Here is a 22,756-nt window from a genome sequence, read left to right on the forward strand (position 1 = left end):
AAAGACTTTCGGAAATTATTGGTCAGAATAGATGGAGGCGCACTATGAAAAAGGTTATTGCACTGTTTGGTGGAATCTTTCTTTCACTCATTGCTGTATTGAACGTCCACGCGATGACGGATACAACAATTGTTGAAAGTTCAGACTTCGATGTTCAATCTTTAAATGTTGATACCGACATCAAAGATGAGCAACTATTACCACGAACAGCTATTTCAGAAATAGAATCAGATAATTATAAAGAAAATTCACAAGTATGGCAGCAAGTTGTTGAATTGCATGAAACAGAAACTGCAGATCGCCATACGACATATCTTAAAGAACAAGCATTATTAAGAGAAGCAGCACTCGAAGCGGTTGAAGAAAAAGAAATGGAACATGAATCAGAAGTTGTCAGTGAAACATACGAAGAAGCAGCAGAAGAGACGTATGAAGTAACTGATTCAGAAAATGCATATGTTGAGAGTGAGCAGCCAAAGCAGCAAGTCCAAACGCAGCAATCACAACAAGTAGTTCAAAATAAACAACCTGAACAACAGGTACAGAATGAACAGCCACAAGAGCAAGTTCAATCACAACCACCAGTTCAGGAAAATACACAACCACAGCAACAACAATCAGGATTAAATTGGTCAGCACTTGCACAATGTGAATCTGGTGGTAACGCATCAATTGTCAGTGCAAACGGTCTGTACCACGGATTATATCAGTTCAATGTTGAAACATGGCAAGCAGTCGGTGGTAGTGGGCTACCATCAAATGCATCAGCATCAGAACAGACGATGCGTGCACAAATGCTCTACGATATGCGTGGATCACAACCATGGCCACACTGTGGTGGACTATTATTTTCATAACTTATATAAACGACATGCAGAAGTATAACTTCGATGTCGTTTTTTTTATCGTTTTAATTAGGCAACAATATGACAATTTAAGATTAAGAACGAATGAATGGATGCATATATACTATTTTTGATTTTTTTGTTAGAGTGTTTATGGTACAATCTATCTTATGTGATAAATAATTAGAGGTGAACAAATTGAACAAGAAGTGGCTACTCGCAGGCTCTATGATGCTTGTTTTGCTACTGGCTGGGTGTGACTACTCACAAGAAGAAAACCGAGATGGATTTTTCTTTAATTTCTTCGTCAGACCGATGGATTGGTTAGTCAACTGGTTAGGTGGTAACTTAGATCATAACTATGGTTTTGCAATCATTATCATTACATTAGTGGTGAGATTTGCAATCTTCCCATTCATGATGAAAACATATAAAAACCAAATGTTAATGCGTGAAAAAATGAAAATAGTTAAGCCTGAAATGCAAGCAATTCAGGAAAAAATTAAAGTTGCAACAACACAAGAAGAAAAGATGGCAGCACAACAAGAATTAATGGCTGTATACAAAAAGCACGACATGAACCCGCTCAATATGGGATGTTTACCAATATTGATACAGATGCCAGTCGTCATGGGTCTATACTTCGCACTAAGATTCCCGTCAGATGGAGGAATCGAGCGATACCCAGAATTCTTATGGATGGACTTAACAAGCCCTGACATTACGATGGTCATCATCGCAGGTTTAGTATACTTAGCACAAGCATTTGTATCTGTACAATACGTACCAGAAGAACAGCGTAAACAAATGCAAATTTTCATGTACATATCACCGATCCTGATCGTTTGGATTTCATTCATTTCACCAGCAGCATTACCGTTATACTGGGCTGTCGGTGGGGTATTCTTAATATTCCAAACAATCATTGGTAACCGTTATTGGAAGAAAAAGGTTGAAGAAGAGATGGCACCAATCATTGCCGCACATGAAAAAGAAAAAATGGAAAAAGAACAGCGTTTGAAAAACGCTAAGATCGTTCCTAAAAAGAAAAAGAAAGTTAAGAAGAAGCCAAGATAGTCTAGCTTGATTATGCAACCCGCTCACACTTGTGAGTGGGTTGCTTTTTGTGTCGGTGGTGAAATGAGGCTTATTAACCTCATTGGTATTTGCGCGAAAACGCGTTTGCGTGTCAGTGAGCAAGTTTCATTGGAACGCAAACCAAACTGCGTGTCAGTGAGCTAGTTTCATTGGAACGCAAATTCGTTTGCGTGTCAGTGAGCAAGTTTCATTGGAACGCAAATCAATCTGCGTGTCAGTGAGCAAGTTTCATTGGAACGCAAATCAATCTGCGCGTCAGTGAGAGAGTCTCATTGGAACGCAAATCAATCTGCGTGTCAGTGAGCGAGTCTCATTGGAACGCAAACCAATCTGCGTGTCAGTGAGCGAGTTTCATTGGAACGCAAATCAATCTGCGTGTCAGTGAGCGAGTCTCATTGGAACGCAAACCAATCTGCGTGTCAGTGAGCTACTCTCATTGGAACGCAAACCAATCTGCGTGTCCGTGAGCGAGTTTCATTGGAACGCAGATCAATCTGCGCGTCAGTGAGCAAGTTTCATTGGAACGCAAATCAATCTGCATGTCTGTGAGCAAGTCTCATTGGAATGCAAATCAATTTGCGAGTCAGTGAGCAAGTTTCATTGGAACGCAAATCAACTGCTAGACCGTTTACTGTTCCTCACGAGCTAAAAATCGTAGCTGAGGAACACTTGGGACGTTTTAACTGTTCCTCACGAGTTGGAAAGCGTGTGCTGAGTCCCACTAAGGGCTACAAAGTGTTACTCCCGAGATAAAAAATAAGAGTTGAGGAACACTCAGAGGTCTTCAAGGAGAGAAACTATAAAACCAAATAAAAATCCCGCTAGTGCTCGCTCATTTCCGTACTAACGGGATCCCCAATTCTTAATCAAACGACAATCTCCAACCCACCTCAAATCCAACCAATCTCCAACCCCAAAACCACCAACCTAACACCTACAATATCGGTGCAATCAGATTAGCAATTGCTTCTTTAAATCGGATCATCTTTCCGCGTTCATTATAAATTTTTGGTGTTAACAACTCTGAGTCTTCGATGTCTTTCTCGAATATTTTACGGTGTTTCACTGCTTCGTCAATACTGTAAATGAAAGTATTGATTTCAAAATTCAATGCGAAACTTCGATTGTCAATATTTGTTGTTCCGACGGATAAGACTTCATCATCTACAATCAAAATTTTTTGGTGTAAAAAGCCTTTCTTATAGACATATACTTTTGCGCCAAGTTCCGCAAAGAATCCTGCATTCGCATATGTTCCCCAGTAGACGAATGGATGGTCAGGAAAACTTGGTATCATAATCTTTACTTCGATGCCGGATAGGATCGCCATCTTCAATGCTTCTGAAAATGACTGATCGGGGATAAAATACGGCGACTGTATATGTATGGAGTGTTGTGCTGTTGCAATCATTTTAATATAGCTGAATTTTATCTGTTGAAAGTGTTCTGTTGGTCCACTCGAACCGATTTGCATCGGTACGTTTCCTTTATAATCCACATTAGGGAAGAATGCATCTTGGTATTTTAACTGTTCGCGTTTCTCCTGTGAATTCCAGTCCATCATAAATCGGCGTTGCAATGCTTTCACAGCGTCTCCTTTAACACGGAGGTGTGTATCTCGCCAATAGCCAAATTTTTCTGACTGGCCGACATATTCTTCACCGACGTTGAATCCGCCGGTATATCCGATTTCCCCATCTATCACCACGATTTTTCTATGGTTTCTATTGTTCAATCGGAAGTTAATCAAAGGCAGCTTGTTCGGGAAGAATGCATAGACGTGTCCGCCTGCTTTTTTTAGCTTCCTGAAGTTGCGCATATTCAATGAACGTGATCCAATATCATCATACAATATGCGTACTTCAACACCTTCTTTTTGTTTTTCAATCATTGCATTGTATAATTTCTTGCCTAGGCCATCTAATTTAAAAATATAATACTGGAAATGAATATGGTGTTTGGCGTTTTTAATATCTTCAAGCAATGCATCGAACTTAACGTTTCCATCCGTATATGTCGTGATTTCATTATTCACTGTGACATAGGCATGGTTGGAGTAGAGAAGGAGATGGACTAGTTTATAGTACTTTTGATAGATTGGATTTTCGAGAATAAACTCTCTATTTCTTAATTTTTGCATCTGCTGCTGTACGTGCTCTTCTAAGTTACGTTGAACTGTTTCATCGGCTTTAAATAAATCTTCATTATAAATGCGCCGTCCGAATACGAGGTACAATATGAAACCGAGACCAGGTAGGAAGAACAATACAAGCAGCCATGCCCAAACACTCTGTGCACTTCTACGCTCGATAAAGATCATGGAAATACCAAACAGAATGTTGACAAAGAGTAGTGTCGCAACGAAAATATTAAAAGGTGTAATCTGTTCTCCGATGAAGTCTGTCAGTTGATTTATCAATTAAATCACCTCTCTTTAGTGATATTATATGTGAATGTGCACAAAATTGTAATAAATTCCACGAAACTCTTCTAGTATTTTCAAACAGAAGGGTGTAAAATGTATACTAACTACAGATGTAGGGAGATGTATATCGTGAAAGAACAAAGTAACAGCAAAGTTGAAGCAATTGTAGAGATTCTTAAAGAACTTGGCGTGAAAGTATCAGTCACTAAGTCGAAATTCGAAATGGTAAACGCGATTACACATAAGGAAGTCTTAAAGCTAAAGGAAAGCAATATATAAAAAACTACAAACATTTCAATTGTTTGTAGTTTTTTTTTGGCTAAATTGCTGTTTTATAACGCATGCGATAGAACTGGATACTGAGTACAATTCCGATTGCGAGCATATTACTCCACAGTGCCGTACCACCATAGCTAAGAAATGGTAGCGGTAAACCGGTAATTGGTAACAGCTGAATCGTCATTCCAATATTTTGGAATACTTGGAACATCAACATCGAGATGTAACCCACGATGAAGTAAGCAGAGAAACTATCCATCGATGCACTCGCAATGCGAGCGAGATGCAACATCAATACGAATAGTATCATGATTACAACCGTAGAACCAATGAAGCCGAACTCCTCACCGATGATCGTAAAGATAAAGTCTGTATGGTTCTCTGGTATGTAAATAGAGCCCTGTCCATAACCCTGCCCCTGTAATCCACCTGAACCGATTGCTTGGAGTGAGTTCGCGAGTTGGAATCCACCTTCACGGAAATATTCATAGGGTCTCAGCCACGTATAGATACGTTCTAATTGGTATGATTGTACACCGAGCAAGTTTTGGATGATGTCTGGGCGATACAATATGCCGAGTATCGTCGTCACGCCGATTGAAACAAATACGATTAAAGTGGGTAAAATCAACCACCAACTAATTCCAGAAACAACCACCATACCAAGTATAATCGCGATGAATACAAGCACGGTACCTAGGTCATTTTGGGATAGTATAAAGAATAAAGGTAGTGCTGTGACGAGCACCATTTTAAAGAGCAATTTGAAATCTTCAATAAGATCGTTAGATTGCTTAAATTGGTTATGCTGACTAATGACATAGGCAAGTGTCAATATGTATATAATTTTCACAAATTCAGACGGTTGTAAGCTGAGTCCTCCGATACGATACCAACTTTGGGCACCGTTGATGATAGGTGTGAATGGCGTATCTGGCATTATAAATAAAACAAGTAATGAAAGAACACCTGCACCGTAAATCAGCCATATATATTGTTTCATCAGGGTCATCGGAATCACCATAACAACAAATGCGATTCCAAAACCAATGACATAGAAGACAATCTGGCGCATTCTAAAATCACCGATGTATTGGTTGCTTGTCATTGCGGAAGTAATGACGACAACACTGATGACTGCTAGCACTGCAATTATGGCAATCAACACATAATCGATGCGTGCAAAGAAAAAATTTTTTTCGCGTGTTGAACGATCCTGTCTCTCCACAATTTCTCTCCTCAATATTTCAAAAATTAACTGTATAATATTATACTATGAACGAATAAGAAATTCAGTGAAAAAATAACATTGTAATTAAAATGATGAATTGGACGATGCCAAAATGATTGAAATGACTTTAGAAAATGTAGCAAAAAGTGTGAATGGAACATTGAACAAGGCGGCAGAACGCCAAGCACTAGAGATGATTAAGGGCGTGTCGATCGATACGCGAACGATTCAAGCGGGAAATCTGTTTATTCCGTTTTTAGGTGAACACGTCGATGGGCACAAATTTATTGATATGGCATTCGATAAAAAGGCGAGCGCCTCGCTATCTGAGCACCATGAAGATTTAGAACGAGATGTGCCAATCATTCTCGTGGAAGATGGACTCATTGCGCTCCAGAAGTTATCACAGGTCTATCTGAACGAAGTGAATCCAAAAGTAGTAGCAATCACTGGTTCAAACGGGAAAACGACAACGAAGGATATGATTGAATGTGTACTGACGCCATATTTTAAAGTGCAAAAAACAATTGGTAACTTCAATAATGAAATTGGTTTGCCGCTGACCGTGCTACAGCTAAAGAAAGATACGGAAGTTTCTATTTTAGAGATGGGTATGGATCAGACGGGAGATATTGATTTTTTAAGTCAGTTAACAGAACCGAGTGTCGCAGTCATAACGAACGTAGGGGAATCACACATTGAGAAACTCGGAAGTAGAGAAGCAATTGCACGAGGAAAGTTCGAAATCGTCAATGGTTTAAAAAAAGATGGGACTTTTATCTATAATGGAGACTATCCAAGATTGAATGAATTGATTGATCATGCTGCTCCTTACAAACAGATGAATGCCGGGACAGCCGATACGAATGATTTTGTCGTGTCGAATGTTAAGCAGACGAGTGAAGGGACATCGTTATCGATGACAGGTATCACTGAGGAGATTCATATTCCACAACTCGGTGCACACAACGCACAAAATGCAGCACTGGCATTGCTTGTTGCACAAACGTTAGGTATATCTTTAGATGAAGCACAGAAACATTTTGCCAATCTAAAAGTTACGGACATGCGCATGCAACAGATGACACTAGCGAGTGGTGCATTGCTCATTAATGATTCTTACAATGCTTCTGTATCAAGTATGAATAGTGCGTTAGACAGCATCGCTACGATTGATAGTGACAGACGCATCGTTGTACTTGCTGACATTTTAGAGCTTGGCAGTTATACTGAGGAACTGCACAAGCAAGTCGGTGCACATATTAACACGCTCGGGCATTCAATTTCGGAAGTTATCACTTTTGGTGATCGAGCGAAATATATACATGACACAGTTGAACAAACGCGTAAGCAACATATGCGCTCAATTGAAGAAATTGTGTCACACTTACAAGGTAAACTGGGTGATAGTACAGTAATTCTTCTCAAAGGCTCGCGTGGTATGCAACTGGAGAGAATAATTGAAATGCTTGAATAAGCAATTGAAAAGTGTTAGTATTTAGAAGTTGCGAACAATTAGGACGATAAAAAACAAAGAAATAGTTATTAAAAAGGAGATCCAAAATTTGAATTTTTTTAAGAAATTAGGTATCAGTGATGAGACATTAAAATCACTTGATGACTTGGGATTTAATCAGCCAACACCTATCCAAGAGAGCAGTATCCCTATTGCGCTAGAACGCAGAGATATTTTAGGGCAAGCTCAAACAGGTACAGGTAAAACAGGGGCTTTCGGAATTCCAATTGTAGAAAACACACAAAAAGGCAAAGGCTCTCAAGTGTTAATTTTAACACCGACAAGAGAACTTGCAGTACAAGTTAGCGAACAGCTACGCGCATTCAGTAAATACAAGCGCTTGATGGTATCTTTAGTATTCGGTGGCGTATCGATTGAACGTCAGATTAAAGAATTGAAGAGAAAGCCTGAGATCATCGTTGGTACGCCAGGGCGTGTTATCGACCATATTAAGCGCAGAACATTCCGCTTAGATGATATCCGTACACTCGTATTAGATGAAGCGGACGAAATGATGAACATGGGATTCATCGACGATGTGAAATTTATCATGTCGAATATGCCAAATGAAGAGCGACACACACTTTTATTCTCGGCAACGATGCCAAGAGCAATCCAAGAGTTAGTTCAGCGATTTATGAAAGATCCTGAGATTGTAAAAACGAAAAACGATATTGAAAATACACCACAGATCGATGAGTTCTACACGATTGTCAAAGAACTTGAGAAATTGGATGTATTTACAAACTTCTTAGATATTCACCAACCGCAACTGGCGATCGTCTTTGGTCGTACGAAGCGCCGTGTGGATGAGTTGACGAGTGCATTGATTGCAAAAGGATATCGCGCAGAAGGTTTGCACGGAGATATCACACAGTCAAAACGTCTTGAAGTATTGAAGAAATTTAGAAACACAGCACTGGACATTTTAGTTGCAACAGACGTTGCAGCACGTGGGCTAGACATTTCAGGTGTATCTCACGTTTACAACTTTGATATCCCTCAAGACGCTGAAAGTTATACACACCGTATCGGACGCACGGGTCGTGCCGGCAAGTCTGGTATTGCGTTAACATTTGTAAATCCAGTAGAGATGGATTACTTACGCATGATTGAAACTGAAAAGAACAAAACGATTTCTGCACTTCGTCCACCACTTGATAATGAAGTTCAAAAAGCGAAAGAAAAAGAAATCGAAACGAATATTGCACAGTGGATTTTAGAAAATGACAGCAAGCGTTCTGATCAAATGGCTGCTAAATTACTTGAGAACTATGAGCAGAATGCACTTGTTTCTGCACTGCTTAACCAGATCATGTTTTCTAAAGAAGATGATAATATTCAGCTATCATTTGAAAAACCACTTGTGAAAAAATCGAACTTCAAATCCAAAGGTGGCAATCGTCGTGGTAACCCACGCAAGCCTCATGGTAAAAATAATAAGCGCTCATTTAGTCACAATTCTAAAAAAACTGGTTCTAACTCAGGTAGACCAGATCGCAACAACAAGCGTGACCGTCGTTCAAAAGAAGGCAGAACGTTTAAAGATATGTTAAAGTAATCGATTGAAAATAATAACGCACATGCAATCAACTGATTGTATGTGCGTTTTTTGGTATACTCATGCTAGATGTTTTATCATCTTTATGGAGGTAAAAATGAAGCGTTTAGAACCAAAAGTAGCGAACTATATTCGCGTTAAATTTTTGTTAGGATTAATCATTCAAGTGCCATTGATCATTGTTTATGTCTTTATTCATCAACATTATGATCTTGATCTTTGGCTGTTATATGTACCGATTGGATTGATCGTTCTCGGATACATCTGGTCGCTATTCATCAGACCCGGAATTTATATGCGCGTGACGAAATATGATCATAGTAAGACAGCGTTTGAATTAAAGTATGGTCTAATTTTCGTGCGTAAAGAAATGTTACCGCTGCGACGAATTCAAGATGTGACGATGCAGTCAGGTGTCATTTCCAGACGCTTTAATCTTGGCATACTCCGCATTTCTTCAGCGAGTCAAACAATCGTGACGTCGCCGTTAGATATTGATGAGTTAGAGCAATTGCAGAAAGATTTAATAGAAATAGTAAAGGCGGTGGACAATCATGCATGAACCACAAAAACTCCATCCGCTGGCTTACTTGTCCAGTGCGTTTAGTTTCGTGAAAAATATGTTCGTTCCTATTTTTCTTGTAGCTTTGAATACGAATTTTTCAAATTTGAATTTTATTGAATTAGTACGTTCGATATCGACAGTCGCTATGCTCGTGTTATCCATAGTCGTCATATTAATCATAGTCTCTGCTTTGGTTGAAATGCTAAACATTTACCGTACACGGTTTTGGATTGAAGACAATAAATTCCACTATCACGATGGTGTTTTCGTTAAACGAGAAAAAGAACTAAATATTAGACGTATTGATTCCGTAGACATATCTGAACCTGTCTACTTAAGAATATTTGGTGCAAGCCGGTTAAAAGTAACGACACCAGGTGAAGGTTTAACGATTTCAGTCATGAAAAAAACACAGGCGAATGAGCTTCAAGAAACATTGTATTATGAAAAAGAGAAACTTGAAGCCATCGATGAAGGACAGACTGAGTCAACGGATGTTATCGATGAAGAAGTGGATGAAACAGAAGAAGTTTCATCAGCAGGAGCGTCGAAATCAGAACCGAAAGAACGTGAACTTCTCTATGCCATGACGGGACGCATGCTTGTCCTCATGGCAATGACAAGCGGTGCCCTCGGTACATTTTTAGCAGTTATTCTCGGTATCGTAGGTTCATTCTCAGGTGTTTTTATTGAAGAGATTGTGGAAAGATATTTTGATGTGTTTGAAAACTTTATCAGCATGCCAATCCTTGCGATATCTGTTGCATCGATTCTGTTTGTTATCTTTGCTTATGTGATGGGTACGATTCTTTTAGCAGTTAAGTATTACGATTATAAGCTTTATAAACGCGGCGAAGATCTGATGGTTGAATATGGATTGCTCGAGAAAAAGCACCAAAGTGTGAACATCAACCGTGTGCAAGGTATTGTAATAGAAGACAGCATTATCCGACGCATATTTGGTTTCTATAGTTTAAGTGTCATCATTTCTTCTGATGCGTTGAGTTTATCTGAAGGTGGAAATAAAATATCGTTGCTTCCATTCGTTAGAAGAAAACAATTGTACGAAGTTATTCATGATATTTTCCCGAACTATCATATGGAAGTACCACCGCGTAAAGTACCACTCCGTGCATATAGAAGGTTTTTCCAAATTCAGGCGTTAGTAATCATTACTGCGACAATCGTCGTGCAAATACTTTACTGGGAATACGCATGGATTGTCGGTATCGTTTTATTCGCTGCTATAACATGCGCTGGTATTTATAGTGCACGTAATACGGGCTATCGCATCGATGAATCAGAAGACGAAATCAATCTTATGTCGACATCTTTCTTTAGTCGTTCGCACTATGCAATGAAACGCAACCGTGTGATTCATGTTAGCACATTTACACAACCACTATTGCGCTTCGATAAACTAGCAATCATCCATGTTAAAATGGCAGCTGGATTACTTGGAGAGAAAATCACATTGCGTTATTTAGACATCAAAGATATCGACAAAATTTGGCATTGGATTAAAAGGGGGATGAAGCATGAAGCAAATATCGAAACGCGCGATCACGCTGTGGAGGATTAAAAATGCAGTGGTAGCTATTGTCGTAGGTTTATTAGCGGTCGTTGTCTATGTTTTGTCTGAGATGTTTGATTGGATGCCACTTTTTGTGACTTGGATATTAGCAGCAATTGCTTTGATTATATTACTTACAGATGTAATCATCATTCCGAACTTGAAATACAGAACGACAACATACGGCATCGTTGATGATGTTCTGAAAGTGCATAAAGGTGTGTTCACGAAGTCCAGACAACATGTGCCGCTTATTCGAATCCAAAACATTGATACGAAACAAGGGCCGTTGATGGAGTTTTATAATTTAAAAGGGGTGCAGCTCAGAACTGCATCAAGCATCGTGTATATCCCAGAACTAGAGTCCGATGAAGCAGATTCACTACGTGACGAAATTCGTCAAATCGTCAATGAAAACGTCGGGCGTAGTATATGATTATAGGACTTGGTACAGATATTGTTGAAATCGACCGCATCAGAGCTGTTGAAGATAAAAACAAACGCTTATCAAAACGTATTTTAAGTGAAGATGAAGCACGATATTATGAAACATTGACGAGTGATTCGAGAAAGATTGAATATTTAGCAGGAAGATATGCTGTGAAAGAAGCATATAGCAAAGCGCTTGGCTCGGGAATTGGCGCAACCATTTCATTTAAAGAAATCATCTGTTTGAATGATGAGATGGGTAAGCCGTATTTACAAAATGATCAAGCTGCTCTCGTTTCTATTTCACACACCGAGCATTACGCAACAGCGACAGTAATTATCCAAACCGTTAAGGAGTGACGCTATGTCTAGTAAGTATTATCGTTCTACAATTATGGAAGTAGATTTGGAACGCATTGAGCATAACTTAAGCGAATATAAACGCGTGGTGCCGAACAAGCAGATGATCGCAGTCATTAAAGCGAATGGCTATGGGCTTGGCAGTACAGTGCTCGCTGAATTTTTATCTGAAAAAGGTATAGATTTTTTTGCGGTTGCGACACTTGATGAAGCGATTGAACTTCGCATGCATGGTATACGCGATAAAATACTCGTGCTCGGTGCGATTATTCCGAAAGATATAAACAAAGCGATTCAACACCGCATCGCTGTTACAGCACCGAGTCTTAACTGGGTAAAACAGGCGAAAGCAAAGGTGAAGGATAAATACGAAAAAGAAGTATGGATTCATATTAAAGTGAATAACGGCTTTAATCGGCAGGGGACAAATGATGTCGGAGAGTTAAAGCAGATGGTGGAAGAGATTAAAAATTTCAAATACTTTAAGTATGAAGGTCTGTATTCTCATTTCAGTTCGGCGAATGAAGATAACGATAAGACATCTGTTGAATATGAACGCTTTAAAGGAATCATACAAGCGCTTGAGCATCCACCATATGTGCATATACAAAATACTGCTGGTGCATTAACGATTGATGCATCAGTGTGCAATGCAATGCGCATAGGTATCGGACTGTTCGGCTATTATCCGAGTGAATTCGTCCGTCAGTCAACAGATATCAAATTATGCGCAGCAGTACAGCTAAAAACGAAAGTGTTAGATGAACAATTCTTAGATGAAAATGATGTTGTTGGTTACGGTCAAACGTACAGTGCAAAGTCTAAAGAAAAGATTGTCATCTTACCGATCGGATATGCGGATGGGTTTACGCGTCAGATGAAAGGTTACAAAATGATAATTAATGATTCAGAATGCGAAGTCGTCGGAAATGTATGTATGGATATGACGATGGTACGTGTGCCAGATAGCGTTCAAATTGGTGATGAAGTGACAATCGTCTCAAACGAAGATTCACATACGAATTCATTATATATTTATGCAGAACATATGGATTCTATCACCTATGAGGCGCTTTGTTTAATTTCTAGAAGAGTCCCGAGAAAGTATGTTTATGGGGACTCAGAGTTCGTGAATAACGATGTTTTAAAATAAGTAGTCCATAATAATATAAAGTGGTATTATTGAACGTATAGGAGTGAGATATTGTGTCAGTATTTAAGTGCGAAACTACAGATGACGCGATGCGGAAAGGTTATGCAGAAATGTATGAGATTAATCTATCTATCTCCAAAGCTTATTTTTCTACAGAATCAGAAGCAGCAGTTTTAAGTGATAAAAATATAATGTCAAAAAGATGGTGTCTAGATGAAACGAGGAGAGATTTATCTAGCCAATCTTGATCCGGTAGAAGGTTCTGAACAGGGTGGTAACCGACCTGTACTGGTCATTCAAAATAATGTGGGTAACTATCACAGTCCGACTGTGATAGTTGCGGCAATAACAGGACGGATCAATAAGGCAAAAATACCGACACATGTGGAAATTGCAAAAGATACATATAACTTGGAGAAAGACTCCGTCATTCTCCTTGAGCAGATTAGAACAATCGACAAGAAGCGACTGCAGGAAAAGCTGACGAGCTTATCAAAAGATAAAATGCAAGAAGTTAATGAAGCGTTGAAAGTCAGTCTGGAATTAAATCCATCCAAGAAGAAAAAACATAAAAAGCATTACTCATAATTGACGTCAAACATACGTCACTTTATGTTATTAATTTGATGGAGGGAATGGATTTGCCATATACACAAAACATATATGATGACTATAAAGACATAGTCAGGCGCTATGTATTAGGCCAAGAACAAGAAGCACTCCATCAGTGTCTTGGTTTTTGCGAGCGCGTGATTAAAATGAATTCTGCTACAGAAGAACTTGTTCAAATACATATGGATGTTGTCGATGAAATCGATTTAAAAGATGCATCAGAAATTAAAAAGAGCTTAGAAATTTTAAGAGAAGTACATATTAAACTGGGTGTATCATTTAAAGTTTACCGAGACATGGCAGAAAAAATTGAAGTTCACGATAAAGAGCTAGATGTCGCTTCTCAATTACAGGATTCGATGTTAAAGACGACGATTCCAAAATTCGATGGTATCGATCTCGGTGTGCTCAGCGTACCTGCAAACAAGGTGAGTGGAGATTATTTTAATATCATTGACCACAATGACGGCATGATGACATTTGGTGTCGCTGACGTCATTGGTAAAGGTATTCCTGCAGCACTAGCAATGAGCATGATCAAGTTTAGTATGGATAGCAACGGCTATAGTCAATACCCGAGTGATTCATTGAGAAAACTTAACCGTGTCGTTGAAAAGAATATCAATCAAAATATGTTTATTACGATGTTTTACGGCATGTTTGATAACAATACAAAGTTACTATACTATGCTTCAGCTGGACATGAACCAGCACTTGTCTATCGCTATGAGACGGATACGTTTGAAGAGATCGATGCCAAGGGAATCGTCCTGGGTGTCAAGAAGTTTGTGACTTATGAGCAACGCCAAGTGAGGATGGCAGAGCGAGATATGTTGATCGTATTTACAGATGGTGTCAGTGAACTAAGAAAACGCGATGATACGATTATAGATTTTAATGAAATAAAAGAAATGATACGAGTAAACCGAGATGGACACCCACAAGATATTGTGCAGTTCATCTATGAGAAATTGATTTCCATTACACACCCGACAAAACGTGATGATTTAACACTATTTATTTTAAAGAATTTAAATTAATACGGTTAAAATGGTATGTATGAGGGTATTTTAATCTAAATGCATATCATTTTTTTAGTGAAAGGGATTAATGATGAACTTAACTATAATGACTGAAAAACGCGATTCACATTACTTTATGACACTTGACGGGGAACTCGATCTATACACAGCTTCAAAGTTTCAAGAAGCACTTGAACCAATAAAATCCGAAGGGACACATGATATAAAGATAGATTTATCAAAGTTATCATATATGGATTCTACTGGTTTAGGTATTTTTGTGGGTACTTTGAAATCTCTTGGAAAGAATAATAATGAGTTATACGTTATCGGCGCATCTGAAAGAATTGAGCGCTTATTCGAAATTACTGGTTTGAAGGATCTTATGAATATTACAAAGGGTGACGAATCATGAGCGTAAACTATGACTATGTAGAGATGAAATTTCCTGCAAGTGCAGAATACGTTGGCTTAATTCGATTAACATTATCTGGAGTCTTCTCTAGAGCAGGTGCATCATACGACCAGATAGAGGATTCAAAAATTGCCGTTTCTGAAGCGGTAACGAATGCAGTTAAACATGCATACAAAGATGGTGAACAAGGTGATATTACAATTGGTTTTGCTATTTATCCTGAAAAAATAGAAATTGTTGTGTCGGACAAAGGAAAGAGCTTTAACTATGAAGAAGTTAGAGAAGACCTTGGACCATATGACAAAGATGAGAATGTTGATTTTCTTAGAGAAGGTGGGCTAGGGTTATTCTTAATCGAAGCGTTGATGGATGAAGTGTTTGTTAAAAAAGATTCAGGTGTTACAATTAGCATGACGAAGTATATGGATGAAAGCCAGGTGCACGCGGATGGAGAATCAATCACTAACGGATAATAATCAATCGAGCGATGATATCAACGCACTCATAAAGGCATACCAGACTGAAGGTGACGAGGAAGCACAAACTGAGCTCGTTAAACACTACACGAAACTGATTGAATCACTTGCATATCGTTATTCTAAAGGTCAGAGTCACCACGAAGATTTAGTACAGGTCGGCATGGTCGGACTACTCGGTGCAATTAAGCGTTTCGATACTTCATTTGAACGAAAGTTCGAAGCTTTTTTAGTACCGACGGTTGCAGGTGAAATTAAACGTTATTTACGTGATAAGACGTGGAGTGTACATGTTCCACGACGCATTAAAGAGATTGGCCCAAAGATTAAATCTGCAACGGATGAACTGACTAATGAACTGGGACGTTCACCGCGAGTGGATGAGATTGCTGATTTTTTAGAAGTGACGACTGAAGAAGTGTTAGAGGCGATGGAAATGGGCCAAAGCTATAATGCACTCAGTGTCGATCACGCCATTGAAGCGGATAAGGAAGGCTCGACTGTGACATTGCTCGATGTCATGGGGCAAGCTGATGATAACTATGAGCTCACTGAAAAACGCATGATATTAGAGCGTGTGCTGCCCCTTTTAAGTGATCGAGAACGTCAAATTATACAATATACATTTATTGAAGAACTTTCTCAAAAAGAAGTCGGAGAAAAAATTGGTTTGAGTCAAATGCACGTCTCGCGATTACAGCGTGTCGCGATAGAGAAACTCAGACATGCAGTTCAAAATGCTGATAATTAGAAGACCTCTTAATTCGTTAAGAGGTTTTTATTTTTAGGAGAATACATATGAATGAATCATTGGTTAAACTGCTCGTGCAGTCGTTAAAACTTAAAGAAAGTAACATCAAGAATGTCATCCAGCTATTAGATGAAGGGAACACGGTCCCATTCATCGCACGCTATCGTAAAGAGATGACGGGCAACATGGATGAAGAGCAGATCAATACGATTGAAACAGAGTACAAGTATTTAGAAAATCTGGAGAAAAGAAAACAAGAAGTCATTCGATTGATCGATGAACAAGGGATGCTTGATGATGAGTTAAAGTCTGATATCTTACGTCAAACAAAGCTCAACCGTGTTGAAGATTTATATCGCCCGTTTAAGCAAAAGAAGAAGACACGTGCGACAGAAGCGAAGCGAATGGGGCTAGAACCACTCGCGAAATTTATTTTTTCACAACAGTCCGATGCTGTTGAATCAGAAGCGACGAAGTATTTGAATGAAGAAGTCGAAACGACAGAATCTGCAATCAGTGGGGCACTTGATATCATCGCAGAGCAAATGTCAGATTCCCCAAAATATCGAAGCTATATTTTAAGAGTGTTCAAAGTAGACGGTGTCATTGAATCTAAGAAAAAGAGAAATGCTGTCGATGAACAAGGCATTTTTGAAATGTACTATGACTACACAGAAAAAGTAGAGACCATTGTTCCGCACCGTGTTTTGGCACTGAACCGTGGTGAGCGAGAAAATGTGTTAACGGTGAAAATAACAATCGACGAATCACGCCTCGTGCGCTATATAATGAATCAGATTATTAGACCAAATTCTAAAACGCGTGATTATTTAGAAACGGCAGTTATGGATGGATTAAAGCGATTGATTCTGCCAAGTATCGAACGTGAAGTGAGAGCCGATTTAAGCGAGATGAGTGAAGCGCATGCTGTAAACATCTTCAAAGAAAACTTAACGAAGCTACTCTTGACACCACCATTAAAAGGGAAGGTCATTCTCGGTGTCGATCCAGCATTCAGAACAGGTTGTAAGCTTGCAGTCATTAACCGCGACGGTGCATTTATAGATAAAGGCGTCATCTACCCACATCCACCACAAGTAAAAGTGGATGATGCGAAATCAACCGTTAAGAAAATGATTAAGGAATTCGATGTTGAATTAATTGCAATCGGTAATGGGACCGCATCGCGAGAGACGGAGAGCTTTATCAGTGAAGTCATCAATGAAATGGACGCGGATGTGCCATTTATTATCGCGAATGAGGCGGGTGCATCTGTCTATTCAGCATCTCAGATTGCTCGTGATGAATTCCCGAACTTAAATGTTGAAGAACGCAGTGCAATTTCTATTGCACGACGTGTGCAAGACCCACTGAGTGAACTTGTGAAAATTGATCCGAAATCGATCGGTGTTGGACAGTACCAACATGATTTAAATCAGAAATTTTTAACGGAGTCATTAGATTTCGTCGTCGATACATCAGTGAACAGAGTTGGGGTCAATGTGAATACAGCATCACCTATATTATTGCAACACGTCTCTGGTTTGTCTGCAACGATTAGTAATAATATCGTTAAGGAAAGAGAAGCTAAAGGTGGCTTTAAACGACGCAGTGAACTTGCGTCAGTACCGAGACTTGGTAAGAAGACATTCGAACAAAGCGTTGGATTTTTACGCGTGTACGATGGGGACGAACCACTTGATGTCACACCGATTCACCCGGAAAATTATGATGTGGCATACAAGGTCTTAGATTTGCTTGGTGTAGCAGCAAATACACTCGGGACAGATGAAGCGATCTCAAAGATAGAAATTGCAGATAGTAAAGCATTGGCGGAACAATTTGATGTCGGGATGCCAACAATGACTGATATATTAGAAAGTTTAAAAGCACCGCTTAGAGATATTCGTGAAGACTTTGAAACACCACTATTAAAAACAGAAGTCAGAACACTGGAAGATTTAAAAGAGGGCATGAAGTTAACAGGAACCGTGCGCAACGTGACCGATTTCGGTGCATTTGTTGATATCGGTGTGAAAAATGACGGACTTGTCCATGTATCTCAACTGAGCAATCGATTTGTAAAAAATCCAATGGATATTGTTTCAGTCGGGGATATTGTAGATGTGACAGTTATCGGCGTCGATATGAATAAGGGTAGAGTGAGTCTATCTATGAAGAAATAAAAATAAGCAGTGATTGACAATATATCTGTCAATCGCTGCTTTATTGTGTAAATTATAGTTCTCGATGTATTTCTCTGGAACGTACTTTCAAGTACTTCTTCGTTTCGTTTGCAACGACACCGGATAGGAGTAACAATCCGATTAAGTTTGGTATTGCCATCATCGCATTGAAGATATCCGCGAAGTTCCAAACAAGTTGTAATGGAACAACAGCACCGAAGAAAATAGCAATTGTGAAAATAACACGGTATAGCATTGTGAAATTGTCACCGACTAAGTATGTGAAACATTTCTCACCGAAGTAACTCCAACCGACCATCGTTGAGAAGATAAACGTCACGAGCGTAATGGCGATGACGTACTGACCGATATTACCTGGTAAAAGGGCGTCGAAGCTCATCGCGGTTAATGTTGCACCTTCAAGTCCTGTTGAGTATAAATCTGCCATCGTTAAAGCTAAGCCAGTCACGGTACAAACGATAATCGTATCGATGAATACTTGAGTCATCGCAATGACTGCTTGGCGTCCAGGTAAATCAGTGACAGCGGCAGCAGAAGCAATAGCCCCTGTACCAAGACCAGCTTCGTTTGAGAATAGACCACGTGCGACCCCCCAACGAATTACTGAACCGATCGCTCCACCTGCGACAGCTTGCCCCGTAAATGCATCATAGAAAATTAGTCCAAAAGCTGCAGGCACATCAGCCAGGTTGAAGACGATGATACCTATACCTGCGATCATATAGAAGACAATCATCAATGGAACGAAGAATGCAACGACGCGTCCGATTGATTTAATCCCACCTATAATAACGAGACCAACAAGTACGGCGAATACGATACCTGTGACAAATGTTGGTACATTAAATGTACCTTGCATAACATCTGAAGCAGTGTTCGCTTGTACCATGTTACCGATTCCAAAAATTGCAGAAACTGTTGCAAAGAATGCAAACATGACACCTAACCATTTACCAAAGTTAATTTTTTTGTATCGAAGGTTAAGACCGTGCTCCAAGAAGTACATCGGACCACCTGACATTTCACCCTTCGCATTCTTTTGACGGTACTTAACACCGAGAATACCTTCAGAGTATTTCGTAGCTAGACCAACTAAAGCGGTCATCCACATCCAAAACACTGCACCAGGACCACCGAGTACGACGGCAGTTGCAACACCGGCAACGTTACCGGTACCAACTGTCGCAGCAAGTGAAGTCATAACAGCTTGGAAATGTGAAATATCTCCTTCCTCACCAGGTACATCTTTAGACCTTTTGAACAGCATTCTAAGTGCATGTGGTAACATTCTAAAAGAGAAGAAAGACAAACGCACTGTTAAAATGAGTCCTGTACCGACAAGTAATACGAGGAGCGGGATCCCCCAAACGAAATCACTAATAGATCCAGTAATATCAAGTAAAAAGGTGTTTATATCATTAAACCAATCCATAGAAATCCTCCTAATATGTAAATTTACTACTAAACCATGTTTTTAATTTACTGAACATTATGAATACTGTCAATGGCAATTTTAAATAATTATACAAAATTTTATAAAACGTTGCATAATTCTAGAAAATGTGATAGTTGATAAAATATAAAAAACTCGGAAATCCAATTGAAGATTTCCGAGTTTAATTTATTTTAAATCATTTAATTATCTGTTGTGGAAGAAGTCACCGTTCTCTAAATCAACATCATTGATGTCAATGCCAAGTGCTTCTGCTACACCTTTACCGTAATCTGGGTCTGCATGGTAGCAGTTAAAGATATGACGGTGTTTTGTACGTGTCGTTGTGCCTTGCATTTCAGCTGCTGTATTTTTGAATAAGCGTTGTTTATCTTCATCTGATTGAAGACGGAATAACTTACCAGGTTGTTCATAGTAATGATCATCGTCTTCTCTGAAGTTATGCTCGTAAACTGAAGCAAGTTCTAAATCTAATGCCGGTTGTTTTTTATCTTTTTGTGATTCGAACGCACCGTAACTATTTGGATAGTAGTTGATGTGACTACCTAAGTTACCATCTGTACGCATTGCACCATCACGAGAGAATGGGCAAACATTTGTTGCACCTTTCGGACTGTTTACCGGAATTTGGTGATGGTTCACACCTAAGCGGTAGCGCTGTGCATCACCGTAAGAGAACAAACGTCCTTGTAACATTTTGTCTGGTGAGAATCCAATACCAGGGATGATGTTCGTCGGTGCAAATGCTGCTTGTTCTACTTCAGCGAAGTAGTTCTCAGGGTTTTTGTTTAATTCGAATTCACCGACCTCGATCAGTGGGTATTCACCTTTGTACCAAACTTTAGTTAAATCAAATGGGTTATGGTAATGATTTTTCGCTTGTTCTTCAGTCATTACTTGGATATAAACTTTCCATTTAGGGAAGTCGCCACGCTCGATTGCATCGAATAGGTCACGTTGAGATGATTCTCTGTCTTGACCAACAACATTCTCTGCTTCTTCAGCACTATAGTTTTCGATACCTTGTTGTGTTCTGAAGTGGAATTTCACCCAGACACGCTCATTATTTTCATTGATCATAGAATAAGTGTGAGAACCGAACCCGTGCATGTTTCTGAATCCTTTCGGAATTCCACGCTCAGTCATGATAATTGTTACTTGGTGTAATGACTCTGGTAAGTTTGTCCAGAAGTCCCAGTTGCTTTCAGCATTATGCATGTTTGTTTTAGGGTCGCGCTTTACAACGTGGTTTAAACTTGGGAATAGTTTAGGATCACGGAAGAAGAAGACAGGCGTATTATTACCAACTAAGTCCCAGTTCCCTTCTTCAGTATAGAACTTCAGTGCGAATCCACGGATATCACGCTCAGCATCCGCAGCACCACGTTCACCAGCAACAGTAGAGAAGCGTGCGAACATGTCTGTTTTCTTTCCAACTTCACTGAAGATATTTGCTTTTGTATATTGTGTAATGTCATGTGTTACGGTGAATGTACCGTAAGCACCTGAACCTTTTGCATGCATACGACGCTCAGGAATCACTTCACGGTCGAAGTGTGCCATCATGTCTAAGAAATATGGATCTTCCATCACTAATGGACCACGTGGACCAGCAGTTCTAGAATTTTCACGATCGCCAACAGGATTACCAAACAGAGTTGTTAACTTTGAATCTTTGTACTCTTTACTCATTTAAAATTATCCTCCTAAAGTTTATAATCTTATTTAGAATGATTATAAATAAAGTTTATCAATAAACGGCGGATAATTCAATTGGGTTGCTTATCTTTCCTCAACATTTTTTAAAAAACTTTTAAAGCTTATTATTTTAAAGCTTATTATAATGAAGAAACTATTCAGAAAGCGTCCGAACAAGATAAAAATACAACCTCAGAATTATTTTTAATTAAAAGTGTTGACATTAAAGTCTGTACGTTATATTATAAATATCGTTGCACCAAACACGGCCCCTTGGTCAAGCGGTTAAGACACCGCCCTTTCACGGCGGTAACACGGGTTCGAATCCCGTAGGGGTCACCATCTAAATTTTTAAATTTGTTGTTGACAATTAGAATCGCATGTTATACAATAAATAATGTCGCTAAAATAGTTATTTGAAATAAAATATGAGTTAGCGGTTGTGGCGGAATCGGCAGACGCGCTAGGTTGAGGGCCTAGTGGGAGTTAAATCCCGTGGAGGTTCAAGTCCTCTCAGCCGCATCAATCTTTAGCCACATAGAAAATAAATTCATAATAGATTTACTATATACCGTGCGGGTGTAGTTAAATGGTATAACCTCAGCCTTCCAAGCTGATGTTGTCGGTTCGATTCCGGTCACCCGCTCCATTTTTATGTATTTTTTGATTTGCACATTGAAAACTGAATGACAATAAGTCAACGTTAATTCTAATAATTTTGGTAAATAACCAACTTGGTGTAACCAAGTAAAAAAATGCAAACGAGCTATAAACTTAAATATAGTTTTTAATTATATGGAGAGTTTGATCATGGCTCAGGATGAACGCTGGCGGCGTGCCTAATACATGCAAGTCGAACGCGACACTTTCGGGTGTCGAGTGGCGGACGGGTGAGTAACACGTGGGTAACCTGCCCATCAGCCTGGGATAACCACCGGAAACGGTGGCTAATACCGGATATGTCTACGGATGAAAGTCGGATTATCTGACACTGATGGATGGACCTGCGGCGCATTAGCTAGTTGGTGAGGTAGTGGCTCACCAAGGCGACGATGCGTAGCCGACCTGAGAGGGTGATCGGCCACAC

Annotated in this window: 21 protein-coding genes, 3 tRNA genes and 1 rRNA gene; 21 read left to right on the forward strand and 4 right to left on the reverse strand. The window is 39.3% G+C overall.

Annotated elements, in window-relative coordinates:
• The first annotated feature begins 44 nt into the window (after positions 1-44).
• Together BMW30_RS10805 and yidC are read left to right on the forward strand one after the other, a co-directional pair.
• Entirely contained in the window at positions 45-857 is an 813-nt protein-coding gene (locus tag BMW30_RS10805) for a transglycosylase family protein (protein WP_091475479.1), read from the forward strand.
• A 186-nt stretch (positions 858-1,043) separates the two neighbouring features.
• Positions 1,044-1,922: a membrane protein insertase YidC gene (yidC, locus tag BMW30_RS07730; RefSeq protein WP_091475481.1), complete on the forward strand. Its 879-nt coding sequence runs from the start codon at positions 1,044-1,046 to the stop codon at positions 1,920-1,922.
• Between the two features lie 955 nt (positions 1,923-2,877).
• Here yidC and cls read toward each other — a convergent pair.
• Positions 2,878-4,359: a cardiolipin synthase gene (cls, locus tag BMW30_RS07735; RefSeq protein ID WP_091475538.1), complete on the reverse strand. Its 1,482-nt coding sequence runs from the start codon at positions 4,357-4,359 to the stop codon at positions 2,878-2,880.
• Between the two features lie 138 nt (positions 4,360-4,497).
• On the opposite strand from cls, the gene BMW30_RS10625 reads away from it, so the two are divergent.
• Entirely contained in the window at positions 4,498-4,647 is a 150-nt protein-coding gene (locus BMW30_RS10625; protein WP_180366263.1) for an Lmo0850 family protein, read from the forward strand.
• Between the two features lie 40 nt (positions 4,648-4,687).
• Here the strand turns inward: BMW30_RS10625 and BMW30_RS07745 are convergent, their stop codons facing one another.
• Positions 4,688-5,875: an FtsW/RodA/SpoVE family cell cycle protein gene (locus BMW30_RS07745; protein ID WP_091475484.1), complete on the reverse strand. Its 1,188-nt coding sequence runs from the start codon at positions 5,873-5,875 to the stop codon at positions 4,688-4,690.
• Positions 5,876-5,990: 115 nt separating this feature from the next.
• Here BMW30_RS07745 and BMW30_RS07750 point away from each other — a divergent pair, with 115 nt between their 5' ends.
• The 14 genes from BMW30_RS07750 (at position 5,991) to BMW30_RS07810 (ending at position 18,497) form a co-directional block, all read left to right on the forward strand.
• Positions 5,991-7,355, forward strand: coding sequence for a UDP-N-acetylmuramoyl-tripeptide--D-alanyl-D-alanine ligase (locus BMW30_RS07750; RefSeq protein ID WP_091475486.1), 1,365 nt, complete (start codon positions 5,991-5,993; stop codon positions 7,353-7,355).
• Between the two features lie 88 nt (positions 7,356-7,443).
• Positions 7,444-8,955 (forward strand): DEAD/DEAH box helicase, encoded by a 1,512-nt coding sequence (locus BMW30_RS07755; RefSeq protein WP_091475488.1) that lies wholly within the window; start codon positions 7,444-7,446, stop codon positions 8,953-8,955.
• A 97-nt stretch (positions 8,956-9,052) separates the two neighbouring features.
• On the forward strand, positions 9,053-9,517 hold the full coding sequence (locus tag BMW30_RS07760; RefSeq protein ID WP_180366264.1) for a PH domain-containing protein: 465 nt from the start codon (positions 9,053-9,055) through the stop codon (positions 9,515-9,517).
• Positions 9,510-11,102 carry a PH domain-containing protein gene (locus BMW30_RS07765; protein WP_091475493.1) on the forward strand — a complete coding sequence of 531 codons (1,593 nt, stop codon included), beginning with the start codon at positions 9,510-9,512 and terminating at the stop codon, positions 11,100-11,102. Before BMW30_RS07760 ends, BMW30_RS07765 begins: the two co-directional genes overlap by 8 nt.
• A complete protein-coding gene (locus BMW30_RS07770) occupies positions 11,059-11,529 on the forward strand; it encodes a PH domain-containing protein (protein ID WP_091475495.1) in 471 nt (156 codons plus the stop codon). Before BMW30_RS07765 ends, BMW30_RS07770 begins: the two co-directional genes overlap by 44 nt.
• The gene (gene acpS / locus BMW30_RS07775; protein WP_091475497.1) at positions 11,526-11,882 is read left to right on the forward strand and encodes a holo-ACP synthase; all 357 of its coding nucleotides are present in this window, start codon (positions 11,526-11,528) and stop codon (positions 11,880-11,882) included. The genes BMW30_RS07770 and acpS overlap by 4 nt, the downstream gene beginning before the upstream one ends.
• Before the next feature lie 4 nt (positions 11,883-11,886).
• Positions 11,887-13,035 carry an alanine racemase gene (gene alr / locus BMW30_RS07780; protein ID WP_091475499.1) on the forward strand — a complete coding sequence of 383 codons (1,149 nt, stop codon included), beginning with the start codon at positions 11,887-11,889 and terminating at the stop codon, positions 13,033-13,035.
• Between the two features lie 53 nt (positions 13,036-13,088).
• Positions 13,089-13,283 (forward strand): hypothetical protein, encoded by a 195-nt coding sequence (locus BMW30_RS10425; protein ID WP_143249006.1) that lies wholly within the window; start codon positions 13,089-13,091, stop codon positions 13,281-13,283.
• Positions 13,249-13,623 (forward strand): type II toxin-antitoxin system PemK/MazF family toxin, encoded by a 375-nt coding sequence (locus BMW30_RS07785; RefSeq protein WP_091475501.1) that lies wholly within the window; start codon positions 13,249-13,251, stop codon positions 13,621-13,623. The genes BMW30_RS10425 and BMW30_RS07785 overlap by 35 nt, the downstream gene beginning before the upstream one ends.
• A 47-nt stretch (positions 13,624-13,670) precedes the next feature.
• Positions 13,671-14,687, forward strand: coding sequence for a SpoIIE family protein phosphatase (locus tag BMW30_RS07790; RefSeq protein WP_091475503.1), 1,017 nt, complete (start codon positions 13,671-13,673; stop codon positions 14,685-14,687).
• A gap of 73 nt (positions 14,688-14,760) precedes the next feature.
• Complete coding sequence (locus tag BMW30_RS07795) at positions 14,761-15,084, forward strand: STAS domain-containing protein (RefSeq protein WP_091475505.1); 324 nt, start codon at positions 14,761-14,763, stop codon at positions 15,082-15,084.
• Positions 15,081-15,557 (forward strand): anti-sigma B factor RsbW, encoded by a 477-nt coding sequence (gene rsbW, locus BMW30_RS07800; RefSeq protein WP_091475507.1) that lies wholly within the window; start codon positions 15,081-15,083, stop codon positions 15,555-15,557. The genes BMW30_RS07795 and rsbW overlap by 4 nt, the downstream gene beginning before the upstream one ends.
• Complete coding sequence (gene sigB / locus BMW30_RS07805; RefSeq protein ID WP_091475509.1) at positions 15,532-16,311, forward strand: RNA polymerase sigma factor SigB; 780 nt, start codon at positions 15,532-15,534, stop codon at positions 16,309-16,311. The genes rsbW and sigB overlap by 26 nt, the downstream gene beginning before the upstream one ends.
• 47 nt (positions 16,312-16,358) lie before the next feature.
• Positions 16,359-18,497: a Tex family protein gene (locus BMW30_RS07810; protein ID WP_091475512.1), complete on the forward strand. Its 2,139-nt coding sequence runs from the start codon at positions 16,359-16,361 to the stop codon at positions 18,495-18,497.
• A 52-nt stretch (positions 18,498-18,549) separates the two neighbouring features.
• Here BMW30_RS07810 and BMW30_RS07815 read toward each other — a convergent pair whose 3' ends face one another.
• Positions 18,550-19,950 carry an alanine/glycine:cation symporter family protein gene (locus BMW30_RS07815; protein ID WP_091475514.1) on the reverse strand — a complete coding sequence of 467 codons (1,401 nt, stop codon included), beginning with the start codon at positions 19,948-19,950 and terminating at the stop codon, positions 18,550-18,552.
• A gap of 207 nt (positions 19,951-20,157) precedes the next feature.
• A complete protein-coding gene (locus tag BMW30_RS07820; protein WP_091475516.1) occupies positions 20,158-21,663 on the reverse strand; it encodes a catalase in 1,506 nt (501 codons plus the stop codon).
• Between the two features lie 273 nt (positions 21,664-21,936).
• Here BMW30_RS07820 and BMW30_RS07825 point away from each other — a divergent pair.
• The 4 genes from BMW30_RS07825 to BMW30_RS07840 form a co-directional block, all read left to right on the forward strand.
• Positions 21,937-22,011, forward strand: a tRNA-Glu gene (locus BMW30_RS07825).
• 94 nt (positions 22,012-22,105) lie between these two features.
• A tRNA-Leu gene (locus BMW30_RS07830) sits at positions 22,106-22,191 on the forward strand.
• A 53-nt stretch (positions 22,192-22,244) separates the two neighbouring features.
• A tRNA-Gly gene (locus BMW30_RS07835) sits at positions 22,245-22,318 on the forward strand.
• Positions 22,319-22,461: 143 nt separating this feature from the next.
• Positions 22,462-22,756: ribosomal RNA gene (locus BMW30_RS07840) — 16S ribosomal RNA — on the forward strand; the annotation flags it as partial.

Origin of the sequence: Aliicoccus persicus (assembly GCF_900110815.1) — a bacterium.
GTDB lineage: Bacteria > Bacillota > Bacilli > Staphylococcales > Salinicoccaceae > Aliicoccus > Aliicoccus persicus.